Below are 25,958 nucleotides of genomic sequence, written 5' to 3'. Positions count from 1 at the left end.
TAGGCGTGAATCTGTTCCTCTTCTCGAGGGACGCTCAAGAATATAACGCAAGCTTTTGAAAACTGGAAGTATTTAAAAGCAAGAATTTACTTCTTGAGTACCACCAGCACATCTTCGAGCTCGGAGATCATCTGGCGGATCATTTGTTTGTATTGGGTGGTGTCGTCTTTGGCTTCATCGCCGGACAAACGCAGGCGTGCGCCGCCGATGGTGAACCCCTGATCGTACAGCAACGCGCGGATCTGCCGGATCATCAGCACATCCTGGCGCTGATAATACCGACGGTTTCCGCGGCGCTTGACGGGGTTGAGTTGAGGAAACTCCTGCTCCCAGTAGCGCAGCACGTGCGGTTTTACCGCACATAGCTCGCTGACTTCACCAATGGTGAAGTAGCGTTTGCCCGGGATGACGGGAAGTTCGTCGTTATGACTTGGTTCCAGCATAAGCCTCAACTCGGGCCTTCAACTTCTGCCCTGGACGAAAGGTGACCACACGGCGAGCCGTGATCGGGATTTCTTCTCCCGTTTTCGGATTGCGGCCAGGCCGCTGGCGTTTGTCCCGAAGGTCGAAGTTGCCGAAACCGGACAACTTGACCTGTTCGTTGTCTTCAAGAGCGTGCCTGATTTCTTCGAAAAACAGTTCGACCAATTCCTTGGCTTCCCGCTTGTTCAGGCCCAGCTCTTCATACAGACGTTCCGCCATCTCAGCTTTCGTCAAAGCCCCCATACGTCACTTCCTTAACGTGGCGTTCAACCTTTGTTCGAGCGAGGTGAGGATGTTTTGCGTCGCGGTATTCACCTCATCGTCATTAAGAGTGCGCGATGGATGCTGCCAGGTCAAGCCAACTGCAAGGCTTTTTCTATCAGGATCAATGCCTTTACCCTGATAAACGTCAAAGAGCCTGAGGTCTGTCAGCCATTCGCCTGCATTTTCACGGATTACGTCCATGACAGCACTGGCTGCAACACCGGCATCGGCCAGCAATGCCAGGTCACGACGCACTTCAGGAAAGCGCGATAACTCATGGAATTTAGGCATTTTGCCCAAGGCCACTTCGCTCAAAACCAGCTCGAAGACGAAGACCGGACGGTCGAGACCGAGGGTTTTCGACAACTCAGGGTGAAGCGCGCCGACAAAACCGACTTCGCGACCATCGCGCTCGATGCGCGCGGTTTGACCCGGGTGCAACGCCGGGTGCTTGCCCGGAGCAAACGTGAACGAATCCAGCGCACCGGCAAAGCCCAACACCGCTTCCACGTCAGCCTTGACGTCGAAGAAATCGACGACATCGCGCCCCTGTGCCCAACCTTCCGGCAGACGACTGCCACATACCACGCCGGCAAGCATCGGTTCTTGCTTCAAGCCTTCCAGCTGACCAACGAAGCGCAGGCCGCTTTCGAACAGGCGCACGCGATCCTGTTGACGGTTCAGGTTGTGCTGCAGTGCCTTGACCAGACCTGGCCACAGGGACGAACGCATCGCCGCCATGTCATTGGAGATCGGGTTGGCCAGCAGCAGCGGTTCAACACCCGGATTGAACAGTTCGAACTGTTTCGGGTCGATGAAGCTGTACGTGATCGCTTCCTGGTAACCACGCGCCACCAGCAGGCGACGCAGCTCAGGCAGATCGCTGCGCGCTTCAGCCTTGGCTTGCGGCGCCAGGCGGGCTTGCGGGTAGCGAACCGGCAGACGGTTATAACCGTACAGGCGGGCCAGCTCTTCGATCAAGTCGACTTCCAGGCTGATATCGAAGCGATGGCTTGGCACTTCGACGCGCCACTGCCCTGCCCCGTCAGCAGAAATCTTCAGGCCCAACGCGCTGAGCAGACGCTCGACTTCGGCCGAATCCATTTCCATGCCCAGCATCTGGGTGATGCGCTGGGCACGCAGGGTAACCGGCGCCACGGACGGCAGGTGTTGCTCGCTGACGGTCTCGATGATCGGACCGGCTTCGCCACCAGTGATTTCCAGCAGCAGGCCAGTGGCGCGCTCCATGGCTTCACGGGCCAGTTGCCAGTCCACACCCCGCTCGTAGCGGTGCGAGGCGTCAGTGTGCAGGCCATAGGAACGTGCCTTGCCCGCCACTGCGATCTGGTCGAAGAACGCGCTTTCCAGGAACACATCGCGAGTGGTGGCGGACACGCCGCTGTGCTCGCCACCCATGACGCCGGCGATCGCCAGGGCACGGGTATGGTCAGCGATGACCAGGGTATCGGCACGCAGGCTGACTTCCTGACCGTCGAGCAGTACCAGCTTCTCGCCCTCTTCGGCCATGCGCACGCGGATGCCACCGTTGATCTCGGCAAGATCGAAGGCGTGCAGCGGTTGACCCAGCTCCAGCATCACGTAGTTGGTGATGTCGACGGCAGCATCGATGCTGCGCACGTCGGCACGACGCAGACGCTCGACCATCCACAGCGGCGTAGGCCTGGACAGGTCGACGTTACGGATCACCCGACCCAGGTAACGCGGGCAGGCAGCCGGGGCCAGCACTTCAACCGGACGCACTTCATCGTGCATGGCTGGAACACTAGCGACTACCGGACGAGTGACTTCGGCGGCATACAGCGCGCCGACTTCACGGGCCAGGCCGGCCAGGGACAGGCAGTCGCCGCGGTTCGGGGTCAAGTCGACCTCGATGCTGGCGTCTTCCAGGTCCAGGTAGACACGGAAATCCTCGCCCACCGGCGCATCGGCCGGCAGCTCCATCAGGCCATCGTTGCCTTCACCAACCTGCAACTCGGATTGCGAGCACAGCATGCCGTTGGACTCGACGCCCCGCAGCTTGGCTTTCTTGATTTTGAAGTCACCTGGCAGTTCGGCATCGATCATGGCGAACGGGATCTTCAGGCCCGGACGCACGTTTGGCGCACCGCACACGACCTGAAAGGTTTCCGAACCGTTGCTGACCTGGCAAACGCGCAGCTTGTCGGCATCCGGGTGCTGCTCGGTGCTCAGCACCTCACCCACTACCACACCACTGAAAACACCGGCGGCCGGCGTCACGCTATCGACCTCAAGACCGGCCATCGACAGACGAGCAACCAGCTCGTCGCGGCTTACCTGCGGGCTTACCCAGCCGCGCAGCCATTGTTCACTGAATTTCATCCTGCTCTCCTAAGAATTCGTTACGACTAGCGAAATTGCGCGAGGAACCGCAAGTCGTTGTCGAAGAACAGACGCAAGTCGTTCACGCCGTAACGCAGCATGGCCAGACGCTCGACGCCCATGCCGAAGGCAAAGCCGGAGAACTCTTCCGGATCGATGCCGGACATGCGCAGCACGTTCGGATGCACCATGCCGCAGCCCATGACTTCCAGCCAGCCGGTCTGCTTGCAGACACGGCAGCCTTTACCGCTGCACATCACGCATTCCATGTCGACTTCAGCGGACGGCTCGGTGAACGGGAAGTACGAAGGGCGGAAACGCACGGCCAGTTCTTTTTCGAAGAACACCCGCAGGAACTCTTCGATGGTGCCTTTGAGGTCAGCGAAATTGATATCGCGATCGACCAGCAGGCCTTCGACCTGATGGAACATCGGCGAGTGGGTGATATCGGAGTCGCTACGGTACACACGGCCTGGGCAGACGATGCGGATCGGCGGCTGCTTCGACTCCATGGTACGGACCTGTACCGGCGAGGTATGGGTGCGCAGCAACATGTTGGCGTTGAAATAGAAGGTGTCATGCATCGACCGGGCCGGGTGATGGCCTGGGATGTTGAGTGCTTCGAAGTTGTGGTAGTCGTCTTCGACCTCAGGGCCTTCGGCAATGCCGTAGCCGATGTGGGTGAAGAACTGCTCGATACGCTCCAGAGTCCGGGTAACCGGATGCAGGCCACCCGAGGTCTGGCCGCGGCCAGGCAGGGTCACGTCAATGGACTCGGCGGAAAGTTTGGCGGCCAGGTCTGCCGCTTCAAACAATGCCTTGCGCGCATTGAGAACCTCTGTGACACGCTCCTTGGCAACGTTGATCAGGGCGCCGACTTGCGGACGCTCTTCTGCCGGCAGATTCCCCAGGGTCTTCATCACCTGAGTCAATTCGCCCTTTTTGCCAAGGTAGTGAACCCGGATTTGCTCCAGGGCATTGATATCTTCAGCGCTTTGCACAGCCTCTAGTGCTTGAGAGACCAGCGCATCCAGGTTTTCCATGTACAGACTCCAGATACAAAATAGGGGAAGAGCTTGAAGGCTCTTCCCCTATTTATGACGTTTAACACCTGGCCCCACAGAGGTGAGGCCGGGTGACTGTCGGGGGTACTTAAGCCAAGGTGGCTTTAGCTTTCTCGACAATCGCAGCAAACGCCGCTTTTTCGTTCACTGCCAGATCAGCCAGAACCTTACGGTCGATCTCGATGGACGCTTTTTTCAGGCCGGCGATGAAACGGCTGTAGGACAGACCGTTGATACGAGCACCAGCGTTGATACGAGCGATCCACAGAGCGCGGAACTGACGTTTTTTCTGACGACGGTCACGGTAGGCGTATTGGCCTGCCTTGATTACCGCTTGCTTGGCAACACGGAATACGCGCGAGCGAGCGCCGTAGTAGCCTTTAGCAAGTTTCAGAATTTTTTTGTGACGTTTACGGGCAATGACGCCACGCTTTACACGAGCCATGAGTTACTTCCTCTATTCTTAACCAAAAATTAACGAAGGCGCAGCATGCGCTCGACTTTTGCCACGTCAGACGGATGCAGCAAGCTGCTACCGCGCAGTTGACGCTTACGCTTGGTCGACATTTTGGTCAGGATGTGGCTCTTGAAAGCGTGCTTGTGCTTGATACCGTTAGCAGTTTTCAGAAACCGCTTAGCAGCACCACTTTTAGTTTTCATCTTTGGCATGTTCGGATACTCCGCATTCAGTTGATAAACATAATCAGAAGGCCTGCCGTGCCCTGTTGATTACTTCTTCTTTTTCGGGGCGATGACCATGATCAGCTGGCGTCCTTCCATCTTAGGATGCTGTTCGACCGAACCGTACTCGAGCAGGTCACCTTCAACCCGCTTGAGGAGTTCCATCCCCAGCTCCTGGTGGGCCATCTCACGGCCGCGGAATCGCAAGGATACCTTGGCCCTGTCCCCATCACTCAGGAAACGTACCAGGTTGCGCAGTTTTACCTGGTAATCCCCTTCCTCCGTCCCTGGACGAAACTTGATTTCTTTTACCTGAATCTGCTTCTGGTTTTTCTTCGCCGCTGCAATCTGCTTCTTCTTTTCGAAGATCGACTTGCCGTAGTCCATCACACGGCAAACCGGTGGGACTGCGTCGGCGGAGATTTCTACCAGATCAAGCTTGGCTTCTTCAGCAATACGAAGCGCTTCATCAATCGAGACGATGCCAATCTGCTCGCCGTCAGCGCCAATTAACCGAACCTCGCGTGCCGAGATATTCTCGTTGATCGGGGCTTTCGGTGCAGCTCGTTTATCTTGTCTCATTTCACGCTTAATAATAATTACTCCGAATCTGGGCGACCACGCCGGGAAACCGCTTGCGCGAGGAACTCAGCGAACTGGGCGACGGGCATCGAGCCCAGGTCAGCACCTTCACGAGTACGCACAGCGACAGTCTGCATCTCGACTTCCCGATCTCCAATAACCAAGAGATAGGGAACCTTGAGCAAAGTATGCTCGCGGATTTTAAAGCCGATCTTTTCATTTCTCAAGTCAGACTTGGCACGAAAACCGCTTTGGTTGAGAGTTTTTTCAACTTCAGCTGCAAAATCTGCCTGTTTATCAGTGATATTCATGATCACTGCCTGGGTCGGAGCCAGCCACGCAGGGAACGCGCCCTCGTAATGCTCGATCAGAATCCCGACGAAACGCTCGAAGGAACCCAGGATCGCCCGGTGCAACATGACCGGGTGCTTGCGACTGTTGTCTTCGGAGACGTATTCGGCTCCCAGACGGATCGGCAGGTTAAAATCGAGCTGCAAGGTACCACATTGCCAGACACGGCCAAGGCAATCTTTTAGCGAGAACTCGATTTTCGGACCGTAGAAAGCACCCTCGCCCGGCTGCAGGTCGTACGGCAGGCCCGCACTGTCTAGGGCTGCGGCCAATGCGGTTTCTGCGCGATCCCACAACTCATCGGAACCGACGCGTTTTTCCGGACGAGTGGACAGCTTCATCTCGATGTCTTTGAAGCCGAAGTCGGCATAGACATCCATGGTCAGCTTGATGAAGGCAGCGGATTCGGCCTGCATCTGCTCTTCGGTGCAGAAGATATGGGCATCGTCCTGGGTGAAGGCACGCACGCGCATGATGCCGTGCAACGCGCCCGACGGCTCGTTACGGTGGCACGCACCGAACTCGGCCAGACGCATTGGCAGCTCGCGGTAGCTTTTCAGGCCCTGGTTGAACACCTGCACGTGGCAAGGGCAGTTCATTGGCTTGATGGCGTAGTCGCGGCTTTCCGACTCGGTGGTGAACATGTTCTCGGCGTAGTTGGCCCAGTGCCCGGATTTCTCCCACAGGCTACGGTCAACCACTTGCGGAGTCTTGATCTCCAGGTAGCCGTTTTCACGCTGAACCTTGCGCATGTACTGCTCGAGCACCTGGTACAGGGTCCAGCCGTTCGGGTGCCAGAACACCATGCCCGGCGCTTCTTCCTGGGTGTGGAACAGCCCAAGACGCTTGCCGATCTTGCGATGGTCGCGCTTTTCGGCTTCTTCGATACGCTGGATGTAAGCGGCCAGTTGCTTCTTGTCCGCCCAGGCGGTGCCGTAAACGCGCTGCAATTGCTCGTTCTTGGCATCACCGCGCCAGTAGGCGCCGGATAGCTTGGTCAGCTTGAAGGACTTCAGGAAGCGGGTGTTCGGCACGTGCGGACCGCGGCACATGTCGACATATTCTTCGTGAAAGTACAGACCCATGGCCTGTTCGTTCGGCATGTCCTCGACCAGGCGCAGCTTGTAGTCTTCGCCACGCTGGGTGAATACGTCGATCACTTCGGCACGCGGAGTGACTTTCTTGATGACGTCGTAATCTTTCTCGATCAGCAGGTGCATGCGCTGTTCGATGGCCGTCAGGTCGTCCGGAGTGAAAGGACGCTCGTAGGCGATGTCGTAATAGAAGCCTTCATCGATGACCGGACCGATCACCATTTTCGCCGTCGGGTACAGCTGCTTGACCGCATGGCCAATCAGGTGCGCGCAAGAGTGGCGAATGATCTCCAGCCCCTCTTCGTCTTTGGGCGTGATGATTTGCAGGGTGGCGTCGCCGTCGATGACATCGCAGGCATCGACCAGCTGGCCGTTGACCTTGCCGGCCAGGGTGGCCTTGGCCAGGCCTGCACCAATGGATGCGGCGACCTCGGCTACGGAAACCGGATGATCGAACGAACGTTGACTGCCGTCGGGAAGAGTAATAGTGGGCATGGCGCCTCCTCTCCTAGTGGTGACCCCTACCAAAGGTCACGTGGGTTGGGATGAGCAGCCAGTACGCGATTCAGCCCAGGCCATTCAATGATGAACGCCTGCCTTACAGCGGCAGGAGCCTTGCGGCCAACCGGAAACCGAACCAGAGTGACTGGAGATCAAATCAGGGTTATTCGGGTATCGACCGCGAACGGAGAACGGATCATCCGGCGCCTGAAAACACCCAAGCTCGGGATGCTAGCACAGATGAACGGTCATGGCTGCGCGGTCGTCGCGCAAAGCACCGATTCAGAGGGCGTGCCGCGGAAAAATGAACTTGGCATGTACGCCGAGCCTCAAATAGGCTGAGAATCGCACCACTTATCGACCTCGAGGAGTTCCTGCCATGCGCCTTACCCGCCTTTTCGCCCTTGTCGCCCCACTGATCATGTTGCTTCCGCTCAGTGCACAGGCAGCCTGGCCTGCCGGAACGCGCGACGCATTCATGAAGGATTGCACCCCTGCCGCGGCCCAGACCATCGGCGAGGCAAACGCCAAGAAGCATTGCGCCTGCGGTGCAGACCAGCTCAACGAAAAACTCACGACCGAAGAAATCGGCCAATTGATGAGCAAGCAGACCCCGCCATCACCCCAGCTCGTTGCCAAGGCGCAGGCCGCCATTGCCGTCTGCAAGGCTAAATAACACCGGCTTCGGCAGGGTGTCTTGACGCTCAGGACGGTCAAAAAAAGGCCGGAAACCGGCCAAAACCAACAAATTACACAGCTTTTACAGCTTTTTTTATCGCTTTTATTTTTGCCTCAACCCCCCGTAAACAGGGGGTTTCAGCGGTTTTCAGGGCGAAATAACATGCGATGGGTTGGCAAACAGTGCTGCTGGGGGGGTTCCAAGTCGAACATTTCGACTATGATACCCCGGTGTGCCCAGTTGGCCTGAGCAGCACAGTACTACTGAAAATATATGTTTCTTGGAGATACACCATGTCTAATCGCCAAACCGGCACCGTCAAATGGTTCAACGATGAAAAAGGCTTCGGCTTCATCACTCCTCAAGGTGGCGGTGACGACCTGTTCGTACACTTCAAAGCTATCGAAAGCGACGGTTTCAAAAGCCTGAAAGAAGGCCAGACCGTTTCCTTCGTGGCTGAGAAAGGCCAAAAGGGTATGCAAGCTGCACAGGTTCGCCCAGAGTAATTTCTCGGCGCGCTAAAAAAACCCCGTCCATGTGACGGGGTTTTTTATGGGCGCTACAAAAACCTGAAGCGATCAGCCGCAATTGACCCGGGTAATCACCAGGTTGGCATCGGTGTTCAGGTTCAAACGATCGGAGCGGTACTCCAGGGTCATCATATCGTGAGGCTTGAGGATCCGGGCATTCTGCGAGCCAGAGCGCGTACGGGCCTCTTCCAGCAATTGCGGCGAAGCCTTCTTGCCCAAGGCAAATTCGGCAGCCTTTGCATCACAGCGACCGCTGCCCGCCTGGGCCACCACGGGGTCTTTTGCCTTCTCGGAGGTGGTGCTGCAACCGGTCAACATGACAGCAGCCAGCAATGTACCCAATGACACGAGCTTCCAAGGCATGACGCCTCCTTTTTTCAAAAAATTTAAACTGAATGCCTGCGACAACCGTTCAGGGGCTTGGTTTCATGGTCACGACCACTACCCTGCCCTCTTACGCGCCAAACGTGCAAGTTTGCCTGAGCCAGAAGCACCTGTTCAGCCCACAATGTGACTGAATATGAACAGGGCTCAGTAGATATCGATGTAGTCAAAGGGAGGATTGGGCCAGTTCTGCTTCAAGGCGTTGAAGATCTGCATCACCCACACCGCGTCACTGGCCGCGACCGCGCCGACGTAGCCCGAGCCCTTGGCCCAAGTCTCCAGCCGAAACAGTAGCCCGTCGATATCCGTCCCGCCCACGGCGCCCGACGAAATGTAGGCAATACCCGAGCGCGTAACCCTCAACTGGGTGTGCTGCTCATCGCTGGCAGACGCCAATAGCTGGCGCACGGCCTCCAGCGTCAAGCCGTCCGGGGTACTCAAATCAATCTGCACAGCCTTTTCCTCGACATCGGTAGATGTCCAAGTGTCGCATAGCTGCACATTCATGCCTAAGTCGCAGTGCCAAACGTCGCGCAAAATGCTTAACTCAATCCACTGACTATCCCGACTTCGCGAGATACCCATGAGCACCGTGCACATCGACGCCGACATCAAGGCCAGCTGGCCTGAAGGCCACTGCTCCTATAGCCCGGGCAGCCCGGAAGAACTGGCGATCATTGGTATCGACCTGCTGGTCAAGGAACTGGGGACCCAAGCCGCGCAACGCTTCATCGAACAGATATTCGACAAGCACCCCGCCGACCACAAGGGCGTCATGCACACCGGACAGACGTAGAACCCCGCAGGCTCACACCTGCGGGGCCAGACTTACTTGAGGCGAGCCAGGCGCTCGGTCAGCAGATCAAAGAAACCTTGCGCATCACCGCTTTCGACCCAGAACGCATTCTTCGGTGCTTTCAGGCCGTCATACCAGTCAACGATGGTCTGGCCGAAGGTTGGCCCTTCACGGCTGTCGACCACCACGTTGACTGCCCGACCGCTAAACAGCTCAGGCTTGAGCAGGTAGGCAATGACCGTCGCGTCATGCACCGGGCCACCGGACATGCCGCAGTGCTCCATGTCGCCCTTGACGTACTCGTTGAGGATGCCGCCCACCAGCTTGCTGGCATGATTGTTCAGTGCCGCGATCTGCTTGAGCCGGGCATCGCTGGTGAGGATCTTGTGGGTCACGTCCAGCGGCAGATAGGTCAGCTTCACACCGCTCTTGAGCACCACTTCAGCCGCCTGCGGGTCGGCAAACAGATTGAACTCGGCCACCGGCGTGATATTGCCGCCGTTGAAGTGCGCACCGCCCATGATCACCACCTCCTTGATGCCCTGAGTGATCTCCGGCGCCTGGATCAGCGCCAATGCCAGGTTGGTCTGCGGCCCCAGCATGGCGATGGTGATGCTGTGAGGCCTGGCCGCTCGCAAGGTGTCGACCAGGTAGCTGACGGCATTGCCTTCGGCAAGTCCGGCCTTGGGCTCATGCACCGCGACACCGGACAAGCCTTCCTTGCCATGAATATCCTCGGCATAGATCGGTGTGCGCATCAGCGGCTTCGGCGCACCGGCATAGACCGGCACGTCTTCGCGCCCTGCCCACTCACGGGCCAGCCGCGCATTGCGCGAGGTCTTGTCCAGGCGCACGTTACCGGCCACGGTGGTCAGCGCGCGAACGTTCAAGGTCTCCGGCGAAGCCAGTGCAAACAGCAACGCCACCACGTCGTCGGCACCCGGGTCGGTATCGATGATCAAGTCGATTTTCTGCGCCGCGTGGGCGCCTGTAGCAGTGAGCAGGGACAAAAGCAGCAGGCTCCGGATCAGGTGAGGCAGTCGTTGAGCATAGCGATGCATAGTGCACTCCTTGTGCGTGGATAGATCCTTTTTGGGCGGGCTAGAACGTCACCCCGGCAACCAGCACGATGTTGCAGTACGGCTGGCATTCACCCGTGCGCACTATCGCGCGCGCCTGTCGAGTCAGGTGCTTGAACGCGTCATGGCTGAGTAACTGTCGAGTGCCCAGCATCGCCGTCGCGGTCAACTCGTCGAGAGCTTGTAGCGCAGGCGGCTGTTTGAGCAGGATTTCGTCGGCCAACACGTGGCTTTCCACCTGCATTTCACTCAACACGACACGCAAGGTGCTGACGAAATCCGGAATGCCCTGAGTCAGGGCCAGGTCGATGAATTCGACACCGGGGGGCACCGGCAAGCCCGCATCGCCGATCACGAGCATGTCGCCATGCCCCAGCGACGCGATCAGCCGCGACAGCGCTACGTTGAGCAGAGGTGTCTTCTTCATGATGCTTTAAAGGCCTGTACGTCGGACAAAGCAGGGATCGAAGGCTGTGCACCCGCCCGCGTCACCGACAGGGCGGCGGCGGTCTGACCGAAGCGAATGGCATCTGCTTCACTTTTGCCGCACGCCAGCGCCGCGGCAAAACCACCGACAAAGGTGTCGCCGGCCGCCGTGGTATCGATGGCCTTGACCCTGGGCGCCGCAAAGTGCTCAAAGCCTTGTCCGCTGGCGAACAGTGAACCCTGGGCACCCAAGGTGATGATGACCTTGCCGGCACCCGCGGCGATCAGTTGGCCAGCAGCCCTTTCGGCGCTCTCCAGGGAGTCCACCGGCAAGCCGCTCAGTGCCGAGGCTTCGCTTTCGTTGGGAATCAGGTAGTCGATGCAGGAAAACCAGTCAGCCGGCAACGGGCCGCTGGCCGGGGCCGGGTTGAGGATGACCGTCTTGCCCAGCTCACGCCCGCGCTTGAGGACATATCCGACCGTATGCATCGGTATTTCCAGCTGACAGACGATCACGTCCGCAGCCGCCAGCACGCTGTCGTAGCCGGCAATCACATCGGGGGTCAGCAAACCGTTGGCACCAGCGACGATCACAATGGCGTTCTGGCCACTGTCATCGACCACAATCAGCGCCACGCCACTGGAACCTTCGACCGAGCTCAGCGCCCGGCAATCGATCTGTTCAGCCTGTAGCGCCGCGCGCAACTGGCCAGCATAGGCGTCTTCACCGACGCAACCGATCATCGAGACCTGCGCACCGAGCCTGGCCGATGCAACCGCCTGGTTGGCCCCCTTGCCTCCCGACACAGTGGCGAACGACTCGCCAATCAGTGTCTCACCGCCACGCGGCAACCTCGGGGCACGGGTCACCAGGTCCATATTCAGACTGCCTACGACTACTACGCTTGCTGGCATACATCAGTACTCATCAATTCGCTTCAACGGTATTGGTCGAATACACCGGACAACGGTGCAGTCGATTCGCGCATGACAATGCTGGGCGTCACGATCCGCTGATCGGTCGCCCGTTCGGGAGTCGCGATCCGTCGCAAAAGCACTTCTGCCGCCATTTCACCCAGCTGCAGGATTGACTGGCCCACGGTGGTCAGCGCCGGGTAGACATAACGACTCATCTGGATATCGTCAAAACCGATGACCGAGAGCTCGCTGGGCACCCGGATATTGCGCTCGGCCGCCGCGCGCAGCACGCCGATGCCCATCATGTCGTTGCCGGCAAAGATCGCGCTGGGTGGATTGTTCGCCAGTAGCCGCGCGGCCGCGTTGTAACCACCGGTGCTGGTGAAATCGCCTTCAAGCATCCGCTCGCTCGAGACCTCGATGCCCGCCTCCTGCAAGGCCCGGCAGAAACCGGCCTGGCGCATCCGGGCCACACTGGTATGCGCCGGGCCGCCAATGCTGGCGATATCGCGATGACCCAGCTCCAGCAAATGCCGGGTCGCCAGGTAAGCGCCGTATTCATGGTCGATGCGCACCAGGTCCGCATTGACCCCTTCCAGGCCACGGTCGACGATCACCATCGGCGTGCGCACCCCCGCCAACCCCTGGGCCAGGCTGCTATCCCCTCCGGCCGAGGCCACGATCAACCCGTCGATGCGTTTTTCCAGCAGCACACGCAAGTAACTGCGCTGCTTGTCTGGGTTGTCGTCGGAATTGCAGAGGATCACGCAATAGCCGTTGCGCTCGCAGTAATCCTCGATACCCCGGGCCAGCTCCGCGAAATAGGGGTTGAGGCTGTTAGGCACCAACAGGCCGATGGTCGCGGTATTTTTCGCTTTCAGCGAACGGGCGACCGCGCTGGGCACGTAGTCGAGCTGCTCGATGGCGGCCTCGACTTTCAACCGCACCTCTTCACTGACCGGTCGCGTCTTGTTCACCACATGGGACACCGTGGTGTAGGAAATACCCGCGAGCGCCGCCACATCCTTAATCGTTGCCATGGCTCAGCTCCGTCGACTTGCGCGGCGGCTGCGGTAGGTGTCCAGCACCACCGCGACCACGATGACCGCACCGGTGATGATGCGCTTGGTGGGTTCCGTTGCCCCGATTTGCGCCAGCCCCGCCGCCAGTACGGAGATGATCAGGACACCGAAAAAGGTGCTGATCACTGAACCGCGACCGCCCATCAGGCTGGTACCACCGATCACCACCGCCGCGATGACTTGCAGCTCCAGGCCGGAGCCGGCATTCGGGTCCGCCGCTTCCAGGCGCGAGATCTGGAACAGCGCAGCGACACCGGCCAGCAAACCCATCAGGCTGAATACCAGAATCTTGTAGGGCTTGGGATTGATCCCCGCCAATCGCACGGCTTCTTCGTTGGTGCCGATCCCGATCAGGTAGCGACCAAACACGGTGCGAGTCAACACTGCCTGGGCGATGAAGATGATCAGCAGCGCAATAATGAACGAGGGCGAAATGCCAAAGGCGATCGGGTTGGACAACCAGGCGAAGGCATCGCCGATGTAGGCCGTGCGCGAGCCGGTCATCTGGTAGGCAACACCACGGGCCATTTCCAGCACCCCGAGCGACACGATGAACGAGGGAATGCGCCAGGCCACGGTGATCGAGCCGGTAAGGGTCCCGGCCAATGCCGCCGCCGCCATGCCCAGCAGCGCTGCCGGGAGGACGCTCCAGCCCCAGCCGAGAATCGCCACGCTGACCGTCGATGCCGCCAGGGCCAGTACAGAACCCACCGACAGGTCGATGCCGCCGATGATCAGGATGAAGGTCATGCCGACCGCCAGCACCATCAGGTCCGGGATCTGGTTGGCCAGGGTGCTGAAGGTGTCGTAGGAAAGGAAATGGCTGCTCAGGACCGAGAACAGCGCAATCATCGCCAGCAGGGCACCGGCCAGCCCCAGGTAAGTACCGAGGCCGTAAAAGTTGCCGCTGCGGTTGCCGGCGGACAGTGCAGTTGTCATGGGAAATTCCTTGGCGCTGCTTCATTGAGCAACGCATCACGTTGTTGGTAGCCGGCAAACGCAGCGGCAAGCAAGTCATCCTGGGTCCAGCTGTCGCGCTCGAAGGTGTCGATCAGGCGCCCGTCCGACAGCACACCAATACGGTCGCAAATCAGCATCAGCTCGCGCAGGTCACTGGAGACCACCACCAGCGCCTTGCCTTGACGCGTCAGCGCTGCGAGCAATGCGTAAATATCGAACTTGGCACCCACATCGATACCGCGAGTCGGCTCGTCGAACAACAACACCGAACACTCGCGCTCAAGCCAGCGACCGATCACGACCTTCTGCTGATTGCCGCCCGACAACTCGCTGACCAACTGCCCGGGGCTGGAGCTGCGAATGCGCATGGCGTCGATCTGACGCCGGGCCAGCGCCGCCTCGTCACCTGCATTGACGATGCCGCCCCTGGAAATGCCCGGCATGTTACCCAGGGCAATGTTGGCGCTGATCGACTGAGTCAACAGCAGCCCCTCGCCTTTGCGATCCTCGGTAATCAGCGCGATTCCGTGGCCAACCGCGTCGGCAGGCGAGCGAATGCTCACGACCCGCGCCGGCGAACCCAGCGCCACCGTGCCACTGTCCGCCGCATCCGCGCCGAAAATCAGCCGTAGCAGCTCCGTACGCCCAGCCCCGATCAAGCCGGAAATCCCGAAGATCTCACCGCTGCGCACCTCGAACGACACATCGCGGACCTTGCCTGAGCGGCTCAGGCCTTTGACGGTCAAGGCGGGTGCACCTATCGTCCGCGGGCCCAGGTCAATGTGTTCTCCCAGCTCGCGCCCCACCATCAGGTTGACCAGTTGCTCACTGTTGTAATCAGCCATGGGCTCGACGCAGACCAGGTTACCGTCACGCAACACCGCAATGCGCTGGGCCACCCTCGCCAGCTCTTCCAGGCGATGGGAAATGTAGATGATCGCCACGCCACGAGCCTGCAGGCGGGTGATTTGTTCAAACAGCATCTCGACTTCACGGGCGGTCAGCATTGCCGTCGGCTCGTCGAGAATCAGCACATGGCAATCGCCGATCAGGTTGCGGGCAATCTCGACCATTTGTTGATGGCCAATCCCCAACTCGCCCACCAGCGTGTCCGGATCGATCCCGTCGAGACCGACATGGGCCATGGCCTCAATCGCGGCTTTGCGCAATTGCTTGCGATTGATCCATCCCGCCTTGCCGGGCAGGTTGTCGAGAAACAGGTTTTCCGCGACCGACAAGGTTGGCAGCAGATTGAGCTCCTGCATGACCATGCGAATACCCAGCTGCTCCGCCTGGGCCCGACTGGCGGGACGGTAATCGCTTCCCTGGAATTGCATCTGGCCAGTGGTCGGCTCGACCAGCCCACCGATGATTTTCGACAGCGTGCTTTTACCGGCACCATTCTCACCGGTCAGCGCCAGCACTTCGCCGCGCATCAGCGACAGATCAATGCCGCTCAACACCGGTTGCGCATACGTCTTGCCGATACCGCTGACCGAAAGGACTGCGCTCGGGGCACTTGCTGACATAAGTAACGCTCCATGGGCTCGCCCGGACGGGCGAGCGCCTTTGTACTGTCAGAATGATTACTGGGTGACCAGCTCAACCGGCGTTTCGATAACACCGTGAGTGCCGCTGTCGACTTGTTCGCCCTTGAGTATTTTCAGTGCGGTCTCGATGCCAAACACCGCCTGCCTGGCCGCGAACTGGTCGGCAGTGGCGAGCACACGGCCATCCTTGAGCATCGGCTTGATGGCATTGATGTTGTCGTAGCCGACCACTTGCACCTTGCCTGCCTTGCCCGCTGCACGCACCGCCGAAACAGCGCCGACGGCCATGCTGTCGTTACCCGCCAGCAGCGCCTTGAGTTGCGGGTATTCACTGAGCATCGAGGAGGCAACCTGATTGCCTTTGTTGATTTCCCAGTCGCCGGATTGCAGCGACACCACCTTGATCTGCGCGGCCTCCATCGCATCCTTGAAGCCTGCGGTACGGGCCTGGGCATTGGTGGTGGTGGAAACACCTTCGATGATGCCGACTTCGTCGCCGGCCTTCAGCTGCCTGGCCAGGTACTCACCCACCAGGCGCGCGCCCTTGCGGTTGTCAGGGCCGACGAAGGGCACGCTGATGTTTTTGCTTTTGAGCACATCCGGATCGAGCTGGTTATCGATGTTGATGACCGTGATACCGGCATCGACGGCCTTCTTGATGACCGGCACCATCGCTTTCGAATCAGCGGGCGCGATCACCAGCGCATTGACCCTGGAAACAATCATCTGCTCGACAATGCGAATCTGGTTGGCGGTGTCGGTTTCGTCCTTGATCCCGTTGGAGACCAGGTCGAAATCGGCGGGGTGTTCTTTCTGGTAAGCCTTGGCGCCATCTTCCATGGTCAGGAAGAATTCGTTGGCCAGGGATTTCATGACCAGTGCGACCTTGGGTTTTTCAGGGGTTTGGGCGAAAGCCGAAGAAAGGGGCAATGCGGTGGAGGCGGCAGCCAGCATAGCGACAGCGAGAAGACGTCCAGCGAATGGCAGCTTCATGGGTTCACTCCGATCTTATGATTATTGTGAGCAACGCTTGCAGTGCGTACGCTTGAAACCCGTTCACCCGCGCCTCAATGGGCGAGAACGAGGGGTGCCGAGCCCATTGAACCTGAGCGCTGGCAGATCGCGCAAACGTTTGCGTAAGCCGAACTATGAGAACCCTGCGGGTATTTGTCAACGGTTGACAGGACCCGCTGTGAGCCCGCCCGCAGGTTACAGGGTGGCACACACGCCGCACGATACGCCTCAACGAAGTCGGCCCCACTGACGCGTACCGTTCACGGAGTCAGGCGGTGGTGTTGACCTGCGAACCGACGCTCGAACCCGAGCTCAATTCCTTGACCAACGCCGCCGAGACTTGCTGCAACGCTGCGCTGGTAGTGGCGATCTGAGCCTGGAGCCCCATCACGACGGTCGCTTTTTGTTCCGGTGTGGGGTAGGACGCGGCCTGTGCAGCCGCCAGTTGTTCCTGTTGCTGCTGCAACAGTTCCTGCAACTCTTTCATGCGCTTGAGCAACGTCTCGACCACCACATTGCCGCTGCCCTCACTTTCGCTTGCGCCCGCACGCTGGCCCGCCTGCAATTGCGCGCCAGGCACCGTCTTGCCAGCCCCCTCCTCCTTCGTACCGAGCGCTTCGTCCGAGGCGTCCGCGGTTGTCTTGCTCAGCGTCTCGACCACCGCCAGGGGTTTGCCGTTAAAGGTGATAGCGCCACCTGATGGAAAACCGATCGAACCCGTCATAGAAGCTCCTTGAAAAAATAATCCTTCAAGGCTTATCGGCCGGCATGGGGTTTTCTTTACCCCTGATGCCCTGCCACAAATGCAAGATAAGTCGACGCACACTGTATGAATTTTCGGTCATCCGAACGCGAATGCGCCACATAGTCGGGATCCCGGACGCCGACCTTCTCCACGACCTCATTCAAACTAAATTAATTCTATATAAATCAATAAGTTAAAAGATATTTCATATTCAGCGACGAATGGTACAGATCCTGCTCTTACAGACGGCCCCCGGCATTCAGATCGGCCTGGGGGCGTATCTGGATGAACCTGCAGACGCACCGTCATCACCAAGAGAGAAAATAATGAAATCTGCCTTCAAGACCTTTGTTCCGGGCGCTTTGGCCCTCCTGCTGCTCCTGCCGACCGCACTGCAAGCAAAAGAAGTGGAAAACAAACAAAAGCTGGCCAACGTAGTGATCCTCGCCACCGGCGGCACCATTGCCGGCGCTGGCGCCAGCGCTGCCAACAGCGCTACCTACCAGGCCGCCAAGGTCGGGATCGAACAATTGATCGCCGGCGTCCCTGAACTGAGCCAACTGGCCAACGTTCGCGGCGAACAAGTGATGCAAATCGCCTCCGAGAGCATCACCAACGAAAACCTGCTGCAACTGGGTCGTCGCGTGGCGGAACTGGCCGACAGCAAAGACGTCGACGGCATCGTCATCACCCACGGCACCGACACCCTGGAAGAGACGGCCTACTTCCTGAACCTGGTGGAAAAAACCGACAAGCCAATCATCGTTGTCGGCTCGATGCGTCCGGGCACCGCCATGTCGGCCGACGGCATGCTCAACCTGTACAACGCCGTGGCTGTTGCCGGCAGCAAAGACGCTCGGGGCAAAGGCGTACTGGTCACCATGAACGACGAGATTCAGTCGGGTCGTGATGTCAGCAAAACGGTCAATATCAAGACCGAAGCGTTCAAGAGCGCCTGGGGCCCGCTGGGCATGGTGGTCGAAGGCAAATCCTACTGGTTCCGCCAGCCGGCCAAGCGTCACACCATGGATTCGGAATTCGACATCAAAACCATCAAGAGCCTGCCTGACGTCGAAATCGCCTACTCCTACGGCAACGTAAGCGATACCGCCTACAAAGCCCTGGCCCAGTCTGGCGCCAAAGCCATCATCCATGCCGGCACCGGTAATGGTTCTGTGTCGTCGCGCGTCGTTCCAACCCTGCAAGCCTTGCGCAAGGATGGCGTGCAGATCATTCGCTCCTCCCACGTCAATGCCGGCGGTTTTGTCCTGCGCAACGCCGAACAGCCAGACGACAAGTACGACTGGGTCGTGGCTCATGACCTGAACCCGCAAAAAGCCCGCATCCTGGCCATGGTCGCCCTGACCAAGACCTCCGACAGCAAAGAGCTGCAACGGATGTTCTGGGAGTACTGATTGATTGCGTCCGACCTGATCCGGTCGGACGCTCACCCTCTTCACTCGCCCGCCCGGGCGAGTGATCCTGCCTCGCTTGCCCCCTCCTTCGTCATTTCGACAGAAAACCTGCATCCGATTTACACCAAACGGGAAAATTCGCTGTCAGAGGATCTTCTTGAATTTTAAGCAGTTGCGAAAATGCCTACAGTTAAATACTGTACGCACGTACAGCTTAATAAGGACTATCCCGTGGCCACGACCTCCTCAGCAGCAACCAACCCTCTTGGCTCCTACGAACGACTCGGTTTGCGCGTTCAAAAAATCATCAATTCCCCGACTGCCCAAAAAGCCAAGGCCGCCCTGATCTTCCGCCTCCCCGATGAACCGGTCGAGGAATGGGAGCGTCTGCTCGAGGAGATCGCCGAGAACGACAACGTCACCCTCGCTTATCGCGACGATGGCGGCGTACAGATTTTCTGGGTCGTGCCGAAGGAAGATTGAGTCAATGAGTGTTCGTTGTTTCGCCTTGTTGTTGCTCTTCGTGGCGGCCAGCGCTCACGCGCAGGCGCCACGCACCTTTAACGAGGCCAAGAAGGTCGCCTGGAAGCTCTATGCCCCGCAATCCACGGAGTTCTACTGTGGTTGCAAGTACACGGGCAATCGGGTGGACCTGAAAGCCTGCGGCTACGTACCGCGCAAAAACGCCAGCCGTGCGGCACGCATTGAATGGGAGCACATTGTTCCAGCCTGGCAAATCGGCCACCAGCGCCAGTGCTGGCAAGAGGGCGGGCGCAAGAACTGCACCCGCTACGACCCAGCCTACCAGCGTGCAGAGGCCGACCTGCACAACCTGGTTCCCAGCATTGGCGAAGTGAACGGGGACCGCAGCAACTTCAGCTTTGGCTGGCTACCCGTGCAGACCGGCCAGTACGGCTCGTGCCTGACGCAAGTCGATTTCAAGGCAAAGAAAGTCATGCCCCGCCCCTCCATTCGCGGCATGATCGCCCGCACCTACTTCTACATGAGCAAGCAATATGGTTTGCGCCTGTCCAAACAGGACCGGCAGCTGTACGAAGCCTGGAACAAGACCTACCCGGTGCAGGCCTGGGAGCAGCAACGCAACCAGACGGTGGCATGTGTCATGGGGCGCGCCAACGAGTTCGTCGGACCTGTCGACCTGAAGCGGTGTGGCTGACAACTCACCTGCCCGGCCCTGAAACAGGCGCAACGCCGTTTCAAGGCCGGACACCGTCACCCCACGCAAAGACGGACGACAATCACCGCCCTACAGGAGGGTGTCACTGAGCGATCGGGTGCTCGACCACCAGCGCCTCAATATTCTGCTTCTTCGCCTTGATCAGGGCAGCCGTCACGTCAGCCTGCCGCGCCTCAGCTTCTGCCCTTGAATTGAAAGGCCCCACCAGCACGCGCTGTTTGCCATCCTGCGTGACGACGCTGGAAACAAAGCTATGCTCGATCAACCAGCCGGTGAGATCACTGACAGCTTGAACAGTCTGACCTTGAACCAGCACATCCCATTGCTGCGTAGCGGCCTCTGCCGGAGCAGAAATGAAGGGTGCACGAGGCTTTTTCGGCTCCTGCGCGGCTTGCTGACCACACCCGACCAACGCCACTACCGCGATCATCCATATCATTTTGCCCACAGTTTTCCCCTCGGAATGCCAAAACGGAGATTTTATCACTCAAAAATGCCTCGCAACCCAAGCAAACAGGGCATAAAACAACGAGAATGATGTTTGCCGCCTCTGTATAGTCGCACCCCGGGAATTAATGCCGCGTCTGCACGTCAGAAAGAAGCACCCAAACCGCGACACTTCGCACTAATCTATAGGTATCACCGACATCCGCATCGTTTGAGTCAGGTGCCCTACCAAGCTATCAAGGAGAAGATCATGCTGATACTCACCCGTAAAGTCGGTGAAAGCATAAACATCGGTGACGACATTACGATCACCATACTGGGCGTTAGCGGCCAGCAGGTCAGAATTGGCATCAATGCCCCGAAAGACGTCGCGGTGCATCGAGAAGAAATCTACCAGCGCATCCAGGCAGGCCTGACCGCACCGGACAAACCGCAGACGCCCTGAACAGCAACTGCAATCAGTAGCCAGCCTGCTTTACCGCCGTGGCTGGCTAAAGATTATGCGCCTTCCTCCAACCTGCCCCCGTCAGCCAAACGTCACTGCGCGAGCCATGCCCGTCGCGGCCACGACCATCAGCACAATCAACAACGCCTCGATATGACTGATACGGGCAAACAGCCGCGTGCGCCCTGCATCGATCGGCCCTTTGCGGCCCAGTGCGATTCGCCACTTGATCAACGCCACCATGGGTGCGATCTCCAGCAACAGAATCAGGATGAACAGCGTCAGTTTCAGGTGGAACAACGGCTGGTGCAGATAGTAATCCGTACCTTTCTCATAACCGCCAAAGGCACGCACTCCTCCTGTGATCAACAGAATGAGCGCTGAGAGGCCCCAGACATTATCGGCCAGCAATACATTTCGAGCACCACCACCCTCCGGAGTGACTCGACGAAAAGCCGCTCCCCGCGCCAGCACCGCCCAGAGTGCGAGGCCATAGGCCAGAAGATGGACCGCCGCCAGAAACCAGTGAACCCGCATCGATACGCCCCCCATTCAGAACAACAAGAATTAGCCCCGTCAGTAGTAGCCCACATCGCCAGGGTTCGCCTGCCCCCTCCCCATCAAACAACGCCCCCCAGTACGCTGGAACGCACCTGCCTGGATAAGGCAAAAACCTGCAAGCTGACTAGACTGATGCCTGTCATGCCAAAAGCCGGACTCATTGCGCCCCCCCCGAAGCCAGGCCCTTGCCCGACCCAGAAAGCAGCCTAGTATCAAAGACAGATAGAGCTACACCCCATTACAAAATCTCCAGTTTTATCAGAACAATAAAAACAACGCCTGAGGCGAGAGATTGAATGCACTATCTAATGATCACCTGTGCAGCGGCAGCCCTCATCATCCTTTGCGGATCAATGGCCGGCTGGTATCGACACTTGAGAAATGACGAAGCCGAACTGGAATCGCCCCTCCCCCTTGACCCGAAAACTCGATCACACCCCCGGATCGATTCACCTTCTGCGCTCCTGCCAGGTAAACACTGATCGAAGAGACAGGCAGCACTGCTCGCCTGGCCGCAAGGGCTAAGCTTGATGTGAGCCCAGCCAACTGCAAAACACCAGACCCGATACGAGCGAGGCTACATGCGCTATTTGGTCATCCTCATCCTGGTCGTCTTAGTAATAATCCTCGGCCTTGCACTGTACGGCTGGTACCGCCATTTGCGAGATGATGAAGACTGACGGCTTGCGCATCTCCTCAAGCTACTCGCCATCGAGCCCACGCTTGAAGCCCTGCGCCTCAATCACGAAGTCGGCAATCCGGTCACGTAATACTGTTCAGTTAAGCGAACGCCGACGCTCGCAGGAGCCGTAGAACGATTGAACACCGCCAGACGCACCTTCGCGGCCTCGTTGGTGACCACCCTGTCCGGCACGTGACTTACCCCACTTGTGCGTGCACTGCGCTCGCTCAAGCGAAACTGCCAGCGGGTGACGTCACCGCGTTGAAATCCACGGCATTGCGTTGGTCCGTGCGCGGTACGCGAGTGTCGGCAGCCGCTGTCATCAAATGCAAAATCACTGACGCTCAATGAAAAGCAATCGACTTGCGCATGACCATACTGGATCGCTCACCGAAGCCGAACAGCTGAGCGAAACTCCATCGACACATCAAATCCGATGCCTCTGCACCCAACGGGGGGGGGCTTTGGTGACATCTCAGCAAAACAATCATAAAGAGCGAAGGAGAGCGAAGAATGAGGTTCCATTTTGTAGATAACAGCAAGCCGAACCGCCGACGCGTGCTACGTGATGCCTTTGTCTGGGCTTTGGCGGCCTCTCCGTTGGCACGCCTCGCCAAGGCAGGAGACGAAACCGCCGAAGAAGTCACCTTTGCATCCGGTCCACGACCGTTGGTGCAATACCCGCAAAAACGGCCGTTGACCCTGGTGACCACCCGCCCGCCACACCTCGAGACTCCGTTCTCCGTCTTCAACGAAGGGCCCATCACGCCAAATGACGCCTTTTTTGTGCGTTACCACTTGGCCAATTTCCCGACCCGTATCGATCCAGACAGTTACCGCCTGGCAATCAAGGGCTCGGTCAACACGACGCTGTCACTTTCCCTCGCAGACCTCAAAGCCCTGGCCGAACCGGTAGAGGTGGTGGCCGTCAATCAGTGCTCGGGAAACAGCCGCGGGTTCTCGATGCCGCGCGTATTCGGCGCGCAATTGGGCAATGGCTCAATGGGCAATGCCCGCTGGGTGGGCGTCCCGCTCAAGGCGGTACTGGAAAAGGCGGGCGTGAAAGCCGACGCCAGGCAAGTGACGTTCCGCGGGCTAGACAGGCCAGTGCTGCCGAGCACGCCGGAGTACATCAAGGCGCTGGACATCAACCATGCCATGGACGGCGAGCCCTTGATCGCCTGGTCCATGAACGGCACCGACCTGCCATTCCTCAACGGCTACCCAATACGCCTGGTGGTGCCAGGTTATTTCGGCACCTATTGGATCAAGCATCTGAGTGAGATCGAAGTCATCGACCAAACCTACGACGGCTTCTTCATGACGAAAGGTTACCGCGTTCCAGACAACGATTGTTTCTGCATCGCCCCCGGCACGACAGCTGCGCAAACGCAGCCGATTTCCAAGTTGCCGGTACGCAGCTTCATCACCAGCATCAAACACGGCGATGTGTTGCCACTGCAAAAGAGCGTGGCGCTAAAGGGCATAGCATTTGATGGCGGTGCTGGAATCAACAAGGTGGAAGTCTCGATCGACGGCGGGAACAGTTGGCGCGAAGCCAGGCTCGGAGAGGATCTTGGCCGTTTTTCCTTCCGCCAGTGGACGCTGCCGATCACCTTCACCAGCAAGGGAGCCACACAGTTGATGGTGCGCGCCAGTAACAGTGCGGGCGAGACGCAACCGCTTCAAGCCGACTGGAACCCCGGTGGCTACCGCCGCCACGTCGTAGAAACCAGCCATGTGACCATCGCATGAGGGGCCCCTACATGAAACGCATGAGCGCCTTGCTGTGCGCGGCTCAGATTTGCGTGGCTACCCTGGCTTGCGCAACGCCGTTAGAAATCACGTTGCCGCCCGAAACGGCGGTACTCAAGCCCAGTGCCCTGCCCGGATACCCACTGGCGCAGCAGAAGTGTTCCACTTGTCATTCTGCCGACTACATCAACTTCCAGCCTCCGGGCATGAGCCTGACGCAATGGACTGGAGAAGCCAGAAAGATGCAGCAGGTGTATGGCGCTCCAATCAGCGATCAGGATGTGAACATCATCGGTGCCTACCTGGCGGCAACCTACGGCAGTGCTCGGGCAAGCGATGCCGATGTGCAGGCTGCCTCAAGCCCGCCGGCGCCTGTAGCCAAAGTCGACGCCATGGCATTGCTTCAGAGCAATTCCTGCCTGTCTTGCCACGCGATCAATCACAAGGTCGTAGGCCCGGCCTATCGCGAGGTGGCTACCAAGTACGCCAACGACCCGCAGGCTCTGGCCAAGATAATGTCCAGCATTCAGAAAGGTGGAACCGGCAAATGGGGAAACATCACGATGCCACCTTTTGCGCAGTTGAGCCCAGACGATCTGCAAACCCTGGCGACTTTCGTGCTGAGTCAGTGATACCGATACGGTGTAAATAAACAGATTCCAGGCTCGCTGAGCTTTGTGCACAGAGCGGGAGTCTTGACTGGACCTGCGGGGATGGTGGCCGGGCCGGATGTTGACGCATCCAGCCTGGCAGGCCTGAATCCCATCCCAGAACAAGCCGTTATCGGTGTTCAGATTGCCCAGTGTGAACGTACCCGAGATGTTGTCACTCAGTACTTCCAGCATTACTTTTGGCGTGCGCGTTTGACCGACTCGTCTGAAAAGCTATTTGGTTTGCCTTCATTTCGCTCTGAAGCTCGTCAACGAGGTGAGCAATCGCGTGGCTAGAAGTCAGGTTGCGGGCCGATACTCCCGTGACCAGTAGCTGCACACAGCCTGACGCAGGCTCAACGACCTTGATCATCAGCGATCCGTCCGGATTCACTGTGCAACAACAAGAAAGAGGTAGGAAGCCGCACTCAATGACGTGACGTAACTCAAGATTGGAAATCATGCCTTTCGTCCATAGAGTTCGGATTGGTTAATTCACCCCTACTAAAGAATAGGCTCTCTGAGCCGTCCCGGCGCGAAAAACCGACCATCCACCCTCCCCTCCGGCGTCCTGCCGACCGAACACAACCCTTCATCGATATACGTACATCGCGTACGATTTATGCTTCGGGCGCCTGCTGTTCGTACGCAGCATTAAGCTCCAGAGCCTTCTGCAGAATCCGCTCCAAGTCTACTGGTGAGCGAGCCTCAAGCTCGACCGCTCCAACGGTCAAGCGCAACTGACGCCCGGCGCACTTCGCCATCCAATCCTTGACCGTCACCACCGCTCCGATCAGCGGCCCACCAAGTTGAGCCAGCGGGATTAGATACTCACCCACCAAGCCACCGCCCGCCTCCCGGGGGATGAATGTACGAGCACTAACCTCAAGGCCGTAGGCCAGCAGACGCTCATGCACCTCTTGTAACTCGGCTTGATACTCCGGACTGAAGGTTTCATGATCCTCCGGAGCCCGCAGGAGGGTGAGGTGTAGCAGATCGTCGCTCATGGTGCGGCTCCTTTGTGTGAAAAAAACTTTATCACTTATAGAGCCGTAAGCCGTAGGCGACTAACAGAAATGCTGGCGTCTGAGACGAAAGGTCGAATCAAAAAACCTCCTCCACATAACTATGTAATGTAGTGGTCTAATGAAACCGGACACCCATTTAGGTGAGAATGCTCGCCAGATCGAGGTGTCAGATGACCAAACAACGCCGTTCCTTTTCTGCTGAATTCAAACGCGAGGCTGCCGACCTCGTGCTC

Annotated in this window: 31 protein-coding genes; 9 read left to right on the top strand and 22 right to left on the bottom strand. The window is 58.5% G+C overall.

Features of this window, described 5'->3' with window-relative positions; genetic code table 11:
* Positions 1-86: 86 nt before the first annotated feature.
* The 8 genes from CKW29_RS09125 to thrS all read right to left on the bottom strand — a co-directional run bounded on the left by CKW29_RS09125 (position 87) and on the right by thrS (position 7,375).
* On the bottom strand, positions 87-443 hold the full coding sequence (locus CKW29_RS09125; protein WP_027620568.1) for a MerR family transcriptional regulator: 357 nt from the start codon (positions 441-443) through the stop codon (positions 87-89).
* Positions 424-726 carry an integration host factor subunit alpha gene (ihfA, locus tag CKW29_RS09120; protein ID WP_002553164.1) on the bottom strand — a complete coding sequence of 101 codons (303 nt, stop codon included), beginning with the start codon at positions 724-726 and terminating at the stop codon, positions 424-426. Before ihfA ends, CKW29_RS09125 begins: the two co-directional genes overlap by 20 nt.
* A gap of 3 nt (positions 727-729) precedes the next feature.
* Positions 730-3,108, bottom strand: a complete 2,379-nt coding sequence (gene pheT / locus CKW29_RS09115) for a phenylalanine--tRNA ligase subunit beta (RefSeq protein WP_095143263.1) — start codon at positions 3,106-3,108, stop codon at positions 730-732.
* A 26-nt stretch (positions 3,109-3,134) separates the two neighbouring features.
* A complete protein-coding gene (gene pheS / locus CKW29_RS09110; RefSeq protein WP_095143262.1) occupies positions 3,135-4,151 on the bottom strand; it encodes a phenylalanine--tRNA ligase subunit alpha in 1,017 nt (338 codons plus the stop codon).
* Positions 4,152-4,260: 109 nt separating this feature from the next.
* Positions 4,261-4,617, bottom strand: a complete 357-nt coding sequence (gene rplT / locus CKW29_RS09105; protein ID WP_007905879.1) for a 50S ribosomal protein L20 — start codon at positions 4,615-4,617, stop codon at positions 4,261-4,263.
* Positions 4,618-4,646: 29 nt separating this feature from the next.
* Positions 4,647-4,841: a 50S ribosomal protein L35 gene (gene rpmI, locus CKW29_RS09100; protein ID WP_002553160.1), complete on the bottom strand. Its 195-nt coding sequence runs from the start codon at positions 4,839-4,841 to the stop codon at positions 4,647-4,649.
* 60 nt (positions 4,842-4,901) lie between these two features.
* Positions 4,902-5,453 carry a translation initiation factor IF-3 gene (gene infC / locus CKW29_RS09095; protein WP_169843736.1) on the bottom strand — a complete coding sequence of 184 codons (552 nt, stop codon included), beginning with the start codon at positions 5,451-5,453 and terminating at the stop codon, positions 4,902-4,904.
* Positions 5,453-7,375 carry a threonine--tRNA ligase gene (gene thrS, locus CKW29_RS09090; protein WP_095143261.1) on the bottom strand — a complete coding sequence of 641 codons (1,923 nt, stop codon included), beginning with the start codon at positions 7,373-7,375 and terminating at the stop codon, positions 5,453-5,455. The genes infC and thrS overlap by 1 nt, the downstream gene beginning before the upstream one ends.
* Positions 7,376-7,760: 385 nt before the next feature.
* Here thrS and CKW29_RS09080 point away from each other — a divergent pair, with 385 nt between their 5' ends.
* Positions 7,761-8,057 carry a hypothetical protein gene (locus CKW29_RS09080; RefSeq protein ID WP_095143259.1) on the top strand — a complete coding sequence of 99 codons (297 nt, stop codon included), beginning with the start codon at positions 7,761-7,763 and terminating at the stop codon, positions 8,055-8,057.
* A 296-nt stretch (positions 8,058-8,353) separates the two neighbouring features.
* Positions 8,354-8,566: a cold-shock protein gene (locus CKW29_RS09075; RefSeq protein WP_003179963.1), complete on the top strand. Its 213-nt coding sequence runs from the start codon at positions 8,354-8,356 to the stop codon at positions 8,564-8,566.
* Between the two features lie 72 nt (positions 8,567-8,638).
* On the opposite strand, the gene CKW29_RS09070 is transcribed toward CKW29_RS09075, so the two are convergent.
* Both CKW29_RS09070 and CKW29_RS09065 read right to left on the bottom strand, forming a co-directional pair.
* Positions 8,639-8,953 carry an I78 family peptidase inhibitor gene (locus CKW29_RS09070; protein ID WP_095143258.1) on the bottom strand — a complete coding sequence of 105 codons (315 nt, stop codon included), beginning with the start codon at positions 8,951-8,953 and terminating at the stop codon, positions 8,639-8,641.
* Positions 8,954-9,121: 168 nt separating this feature from the next.
* Positions 9,122-9,427, bottom strand: a complete 306-nt coding sequence (locus CKW29_RS09065; protein ID WP_095143594.1) for a hypothetical protein — start codon at positions 9,425-9,427, stop codon at positions 9,122-9,124.
* Between the two features lie 130 nt (positions 9,428-9,557).
* Here CKW29_RS09065 and CKW29_RS09060 point away from each other — a divergent pair, with 130 nt between their 5' ends.
* Positions 9,558-9,770 carry a hypothetical protein gene (locus tag CKW29_RS09060; protein WP_095143257.1) on the top strand — a complete coding sequence of 71 codons (213 nt, stop codon included), beginning with the start codon at positions 9,558-9,560 and terminating at the stop codon, positions 9,768-9,770.
* Between the two features lie 32 nt (positions 9,771-9,802).
* Here CKW29_RS09060 and CKW29_RS09055 read toward each other — a convergent pair whose 3' ends face one another.
* The 8 genes from CKW29_RS09055 to CKW29_RS09020 form a co-directional block, all read right to left on the bottom strand.
* Positions 9,803-10,831 carry a nucleoside hydrolase gene (locus CKW29_RS09055; RefSeq protein WP_095143256.1) on the bottom strand — a complete coding sequence of 343 codons (1,029 nt, stop codon included), beginning with the start codon at positions 10,829-10,831 and terminating at the stop codon, positions 9,803-9,805.
* Between the two features lie 40 nt (positions 10,832-10,871).
* Positions 10,872-11,276, bottom strand: a complete 405-nt coding sequence (rbsD, locus tag CKW29_RS09050) for a D-ribose pyranase (protein ID WP_095143255.1) — start codon at positions 11,274-11,276, stop codon at positions 10,872-10,874.
* Positions 11,273-12,190, bottom strand: coding sequence for a ribokinase (gene rbsK, locus CKW29_RS09045; protein ID WP_095148303.1), 918 nt, complete (start codon positions 12,188-12,190; stop codon positions 11,273-11,275). Before rbsK ends, rbsD begins: the two co-directional genes overlap by 4 nt.
* 23 nt (positions 12,191-12,213) lie before the next feature.
* Positions 12,214-13,233: a LacI family DNA-binding transcriptional regulator gene (locus CKW29_RS09040; RefSeq protein ID WP_095148302.1), complete on the bottom strand. Its 1,020-nt coding sequence runs from the start codon at positions 13,231-13,233 to the stop codon at positions 12,214-12,216.
* Positions 13,234-13,236: 3 nt separating this feature from the next.
* Positions 13,237-14,214 carry an ABC transporter permease gene (locus tag CKW29_RS09035; RefSeq protein WP_095143252.1) on the bottom strand — a complete coding sequence of 326 codons (978 nt, stop codon included), beginning with the start codon at positions 14,212-14,214 and terminating at the stop codon, positions 13,237-13,239.
* Positions 14,211-15,764, bottom strand: a complete 1,554-nt coding sequence (locus CKW29_RS09030; RefSeq protein ID WP_095148301.1) for a sugar ABC transporter ATP-binding protein — start codon at positions 15,762-15,764, stop codon at positions 14,211-14,213. Before CKW29_RS09030 ends, CKW29_RS09035 begins: the two co-directional genes overlap by 4 nt.
* Before the next feature lie 57 nt (positions 15,765-15,821).
* Complete coding sequence (locus CKW29_RS09025) at positions 15,822-16,778, bottom strand: sugar ABC transporter substrate-binding protein (RefSeq protein ID WP_095079369.1); 957 nt, start codon at positions 16,776-16,778, stop codon at positions 15,822-15,824.
* Positions 16,779-17,067: 289 nt separating this feature from the next.
* Entirely contained in the window at positions 17,068-17,523 is a 456-nt protein-coding gene (locus CKW29_RS09020) for a hypothetical protein (RefSeq protein ID WP_095148300.1), read from the bottom strand.
* Between the two features lie 347 nt (positions 17,524-17,870).
* Here CKW29_RS09020 and CKW29_RS09015 point away from each other — a divergent pair, with 347 nt between their 5' ends.
* The 3 genes from CKW29_RS09015 to CKW29_RS09005 all read left to right on the top strand — a co-directional run bounded on the left by CKW29_RS09015 (position 17,871) and on the right by CKW29_RS09005 (position 20,136).
* On the top strand, positions 17,871-18,959 hold the full coding sequence (locus CKW29_RS09015) for an asparaginase (RefSeq protein WP_095143248.1): 1,089 nt from the start codon (positions 17,871-17,873) through the stop codon (positions 18,957-18,959).
* Positions 18,960-19,139: 180 nt separating this feature from the next.
* Positions 19,140-19,442 carry a DUF1654 domain-containing protein gene (locus tag CKW29_RS09010; RefSeq protein WP_095148299.1) on the top strand — a complete coding sequence of 101 codons (303 nt, stop codon included), beginning with the start codon at positions 19,140-19,142 and terminating at the stop codon, positions 19,440-19,442.
* Positions 19,443-19,446: 4 nt separating this feature from the next.
* On the top strand, positions 19,447-20,136 hold the full coding sequence (locus CKW29_RS09005) for an endonuclease (protein WP_095143246.1): 690 nt from the start codon (positions 19,447-19,449) through the stop codon (positions 20,134-20,136).
* Between the two features lie 103 nt (positions 20,137-20,239).
* Here the strand turns inward: CKW29_RS09005 and CKW29_RS09000 are convergent, their stop codons facing one another.
* Positions 20,240-20,605 carry a penicillin-binding protein activator LpoB gene (locus CKW29_RS09000; protein ID WP_095148396.1) on the bottom strand — a complete coding sequence of 122 codons (366 nt, stop codon included), beginning with the start codon at positions 20,603-20,605 and terminating at the stop codon, positions 20,240-20,242.
* Between the two features lie 249 nt (positions 20,606-20,854).
* Between CKW29_RS09000 and csrA the strand changes: the two genes are divergently transcribed.
* The gene (csrA, locus tag CKW29_RS08995; protein ID WP_007938114.1) at positions 20,855-21,049 is read left to right on the top strand and encodes a carbon storage regulator CsrA; all 195 of its coding nucleotides are present in this window, start codon (positions 20,855-20,857) and stop codon (positions 21,047-21,049) included.
* A gap of 81 nt (positions 21,050-21,130) precedes the next feature.
* On the opposite strand, the gene CKW29_RS08990 is transcribed toward csrA, so the two are convergent.
* Positions 21,131-21,586: a DUF2214 family protein gene (locus tag CKW29_RS08990; RefSeq protein WP_095148298.1), complete on the bottom strand. Its 456-nt coding sequence runs from the start codon at positions 21,584-21,586 to the stop codon at positions 21,131-21,133.
* Between the two features lie 1,219 nt (positions 21,587-22,805).
* Here CKW29_RS08990 and CKW29_RS08985 point away from each other — a divergent pair.
* Positions 22,806-24,047, top strand: coding sequence for a molybdopterin-dependent oxidoreductase (locus CKW29_RS08985; protein WP_095148297.1), 1,242 nt, complete (start codon positions 22,806-22,808; stop codon positions 24,045-24,047).
* A gap of 11 nt (positions 24,048-24,058) precedes the next feature.
* Positions 24,059-24,679: a c-type cytochrome gene (locus tag CKW29_RS08980; protein WP_095148296.1), complete on the top strand. Its 621-nt coding sequence runs from the start codon at positions 24,059-24,061 to the stop codon at positions 24,677-24,679.
* A gap of 193 nt (positions 24,680-24,872) precedes the next feature.
* Here CKW29_RS08980 and CKW29_RS08975 read toward each other — a convergent pair whose 3' ends face one another.
* Together CKW29_RS08975 and CKW29_RS08970 are read right to left on the bottom strand one after the other, a co-directional pair.
* Entirely contained in the window at positions 24,873-25,160 is a 288-nt protein-coding gene (locus CKW29_RS08975; protein WP_095148295.1) for a DUF1652 domain-containing protein, read from the bottom strand.
* A gap of 157 nt (positions 25,161-25,317) precedes the next feature.
* On the bottom strand, positions 25,318-25,704 hold the full coding sequence (locus CKW29_RS08970) for a hypothetical protein (protein WP_095148294.1): 387 nt from the start codon (positions 25,702-25,704) through the stop codon (positions 25,318-25,320).
* Positions 25,705-25,958 lie beyond the last annotated feature (254 nt).

This window comes from Pseudomonas sp. Irchel s3a18 (assembly GCF_900187535.1).
In the GTDB taxonomy this organism is placed as follows: domain Bacteria; phylum Pseudomonadota; class Gammaproteobacteria; order Pseudomonadales; family Pseudomonadaceae; genus Aquipseudomonas.
This window is presented reverse-complemented; position numbering and strand designations above follow the sequence as displayed.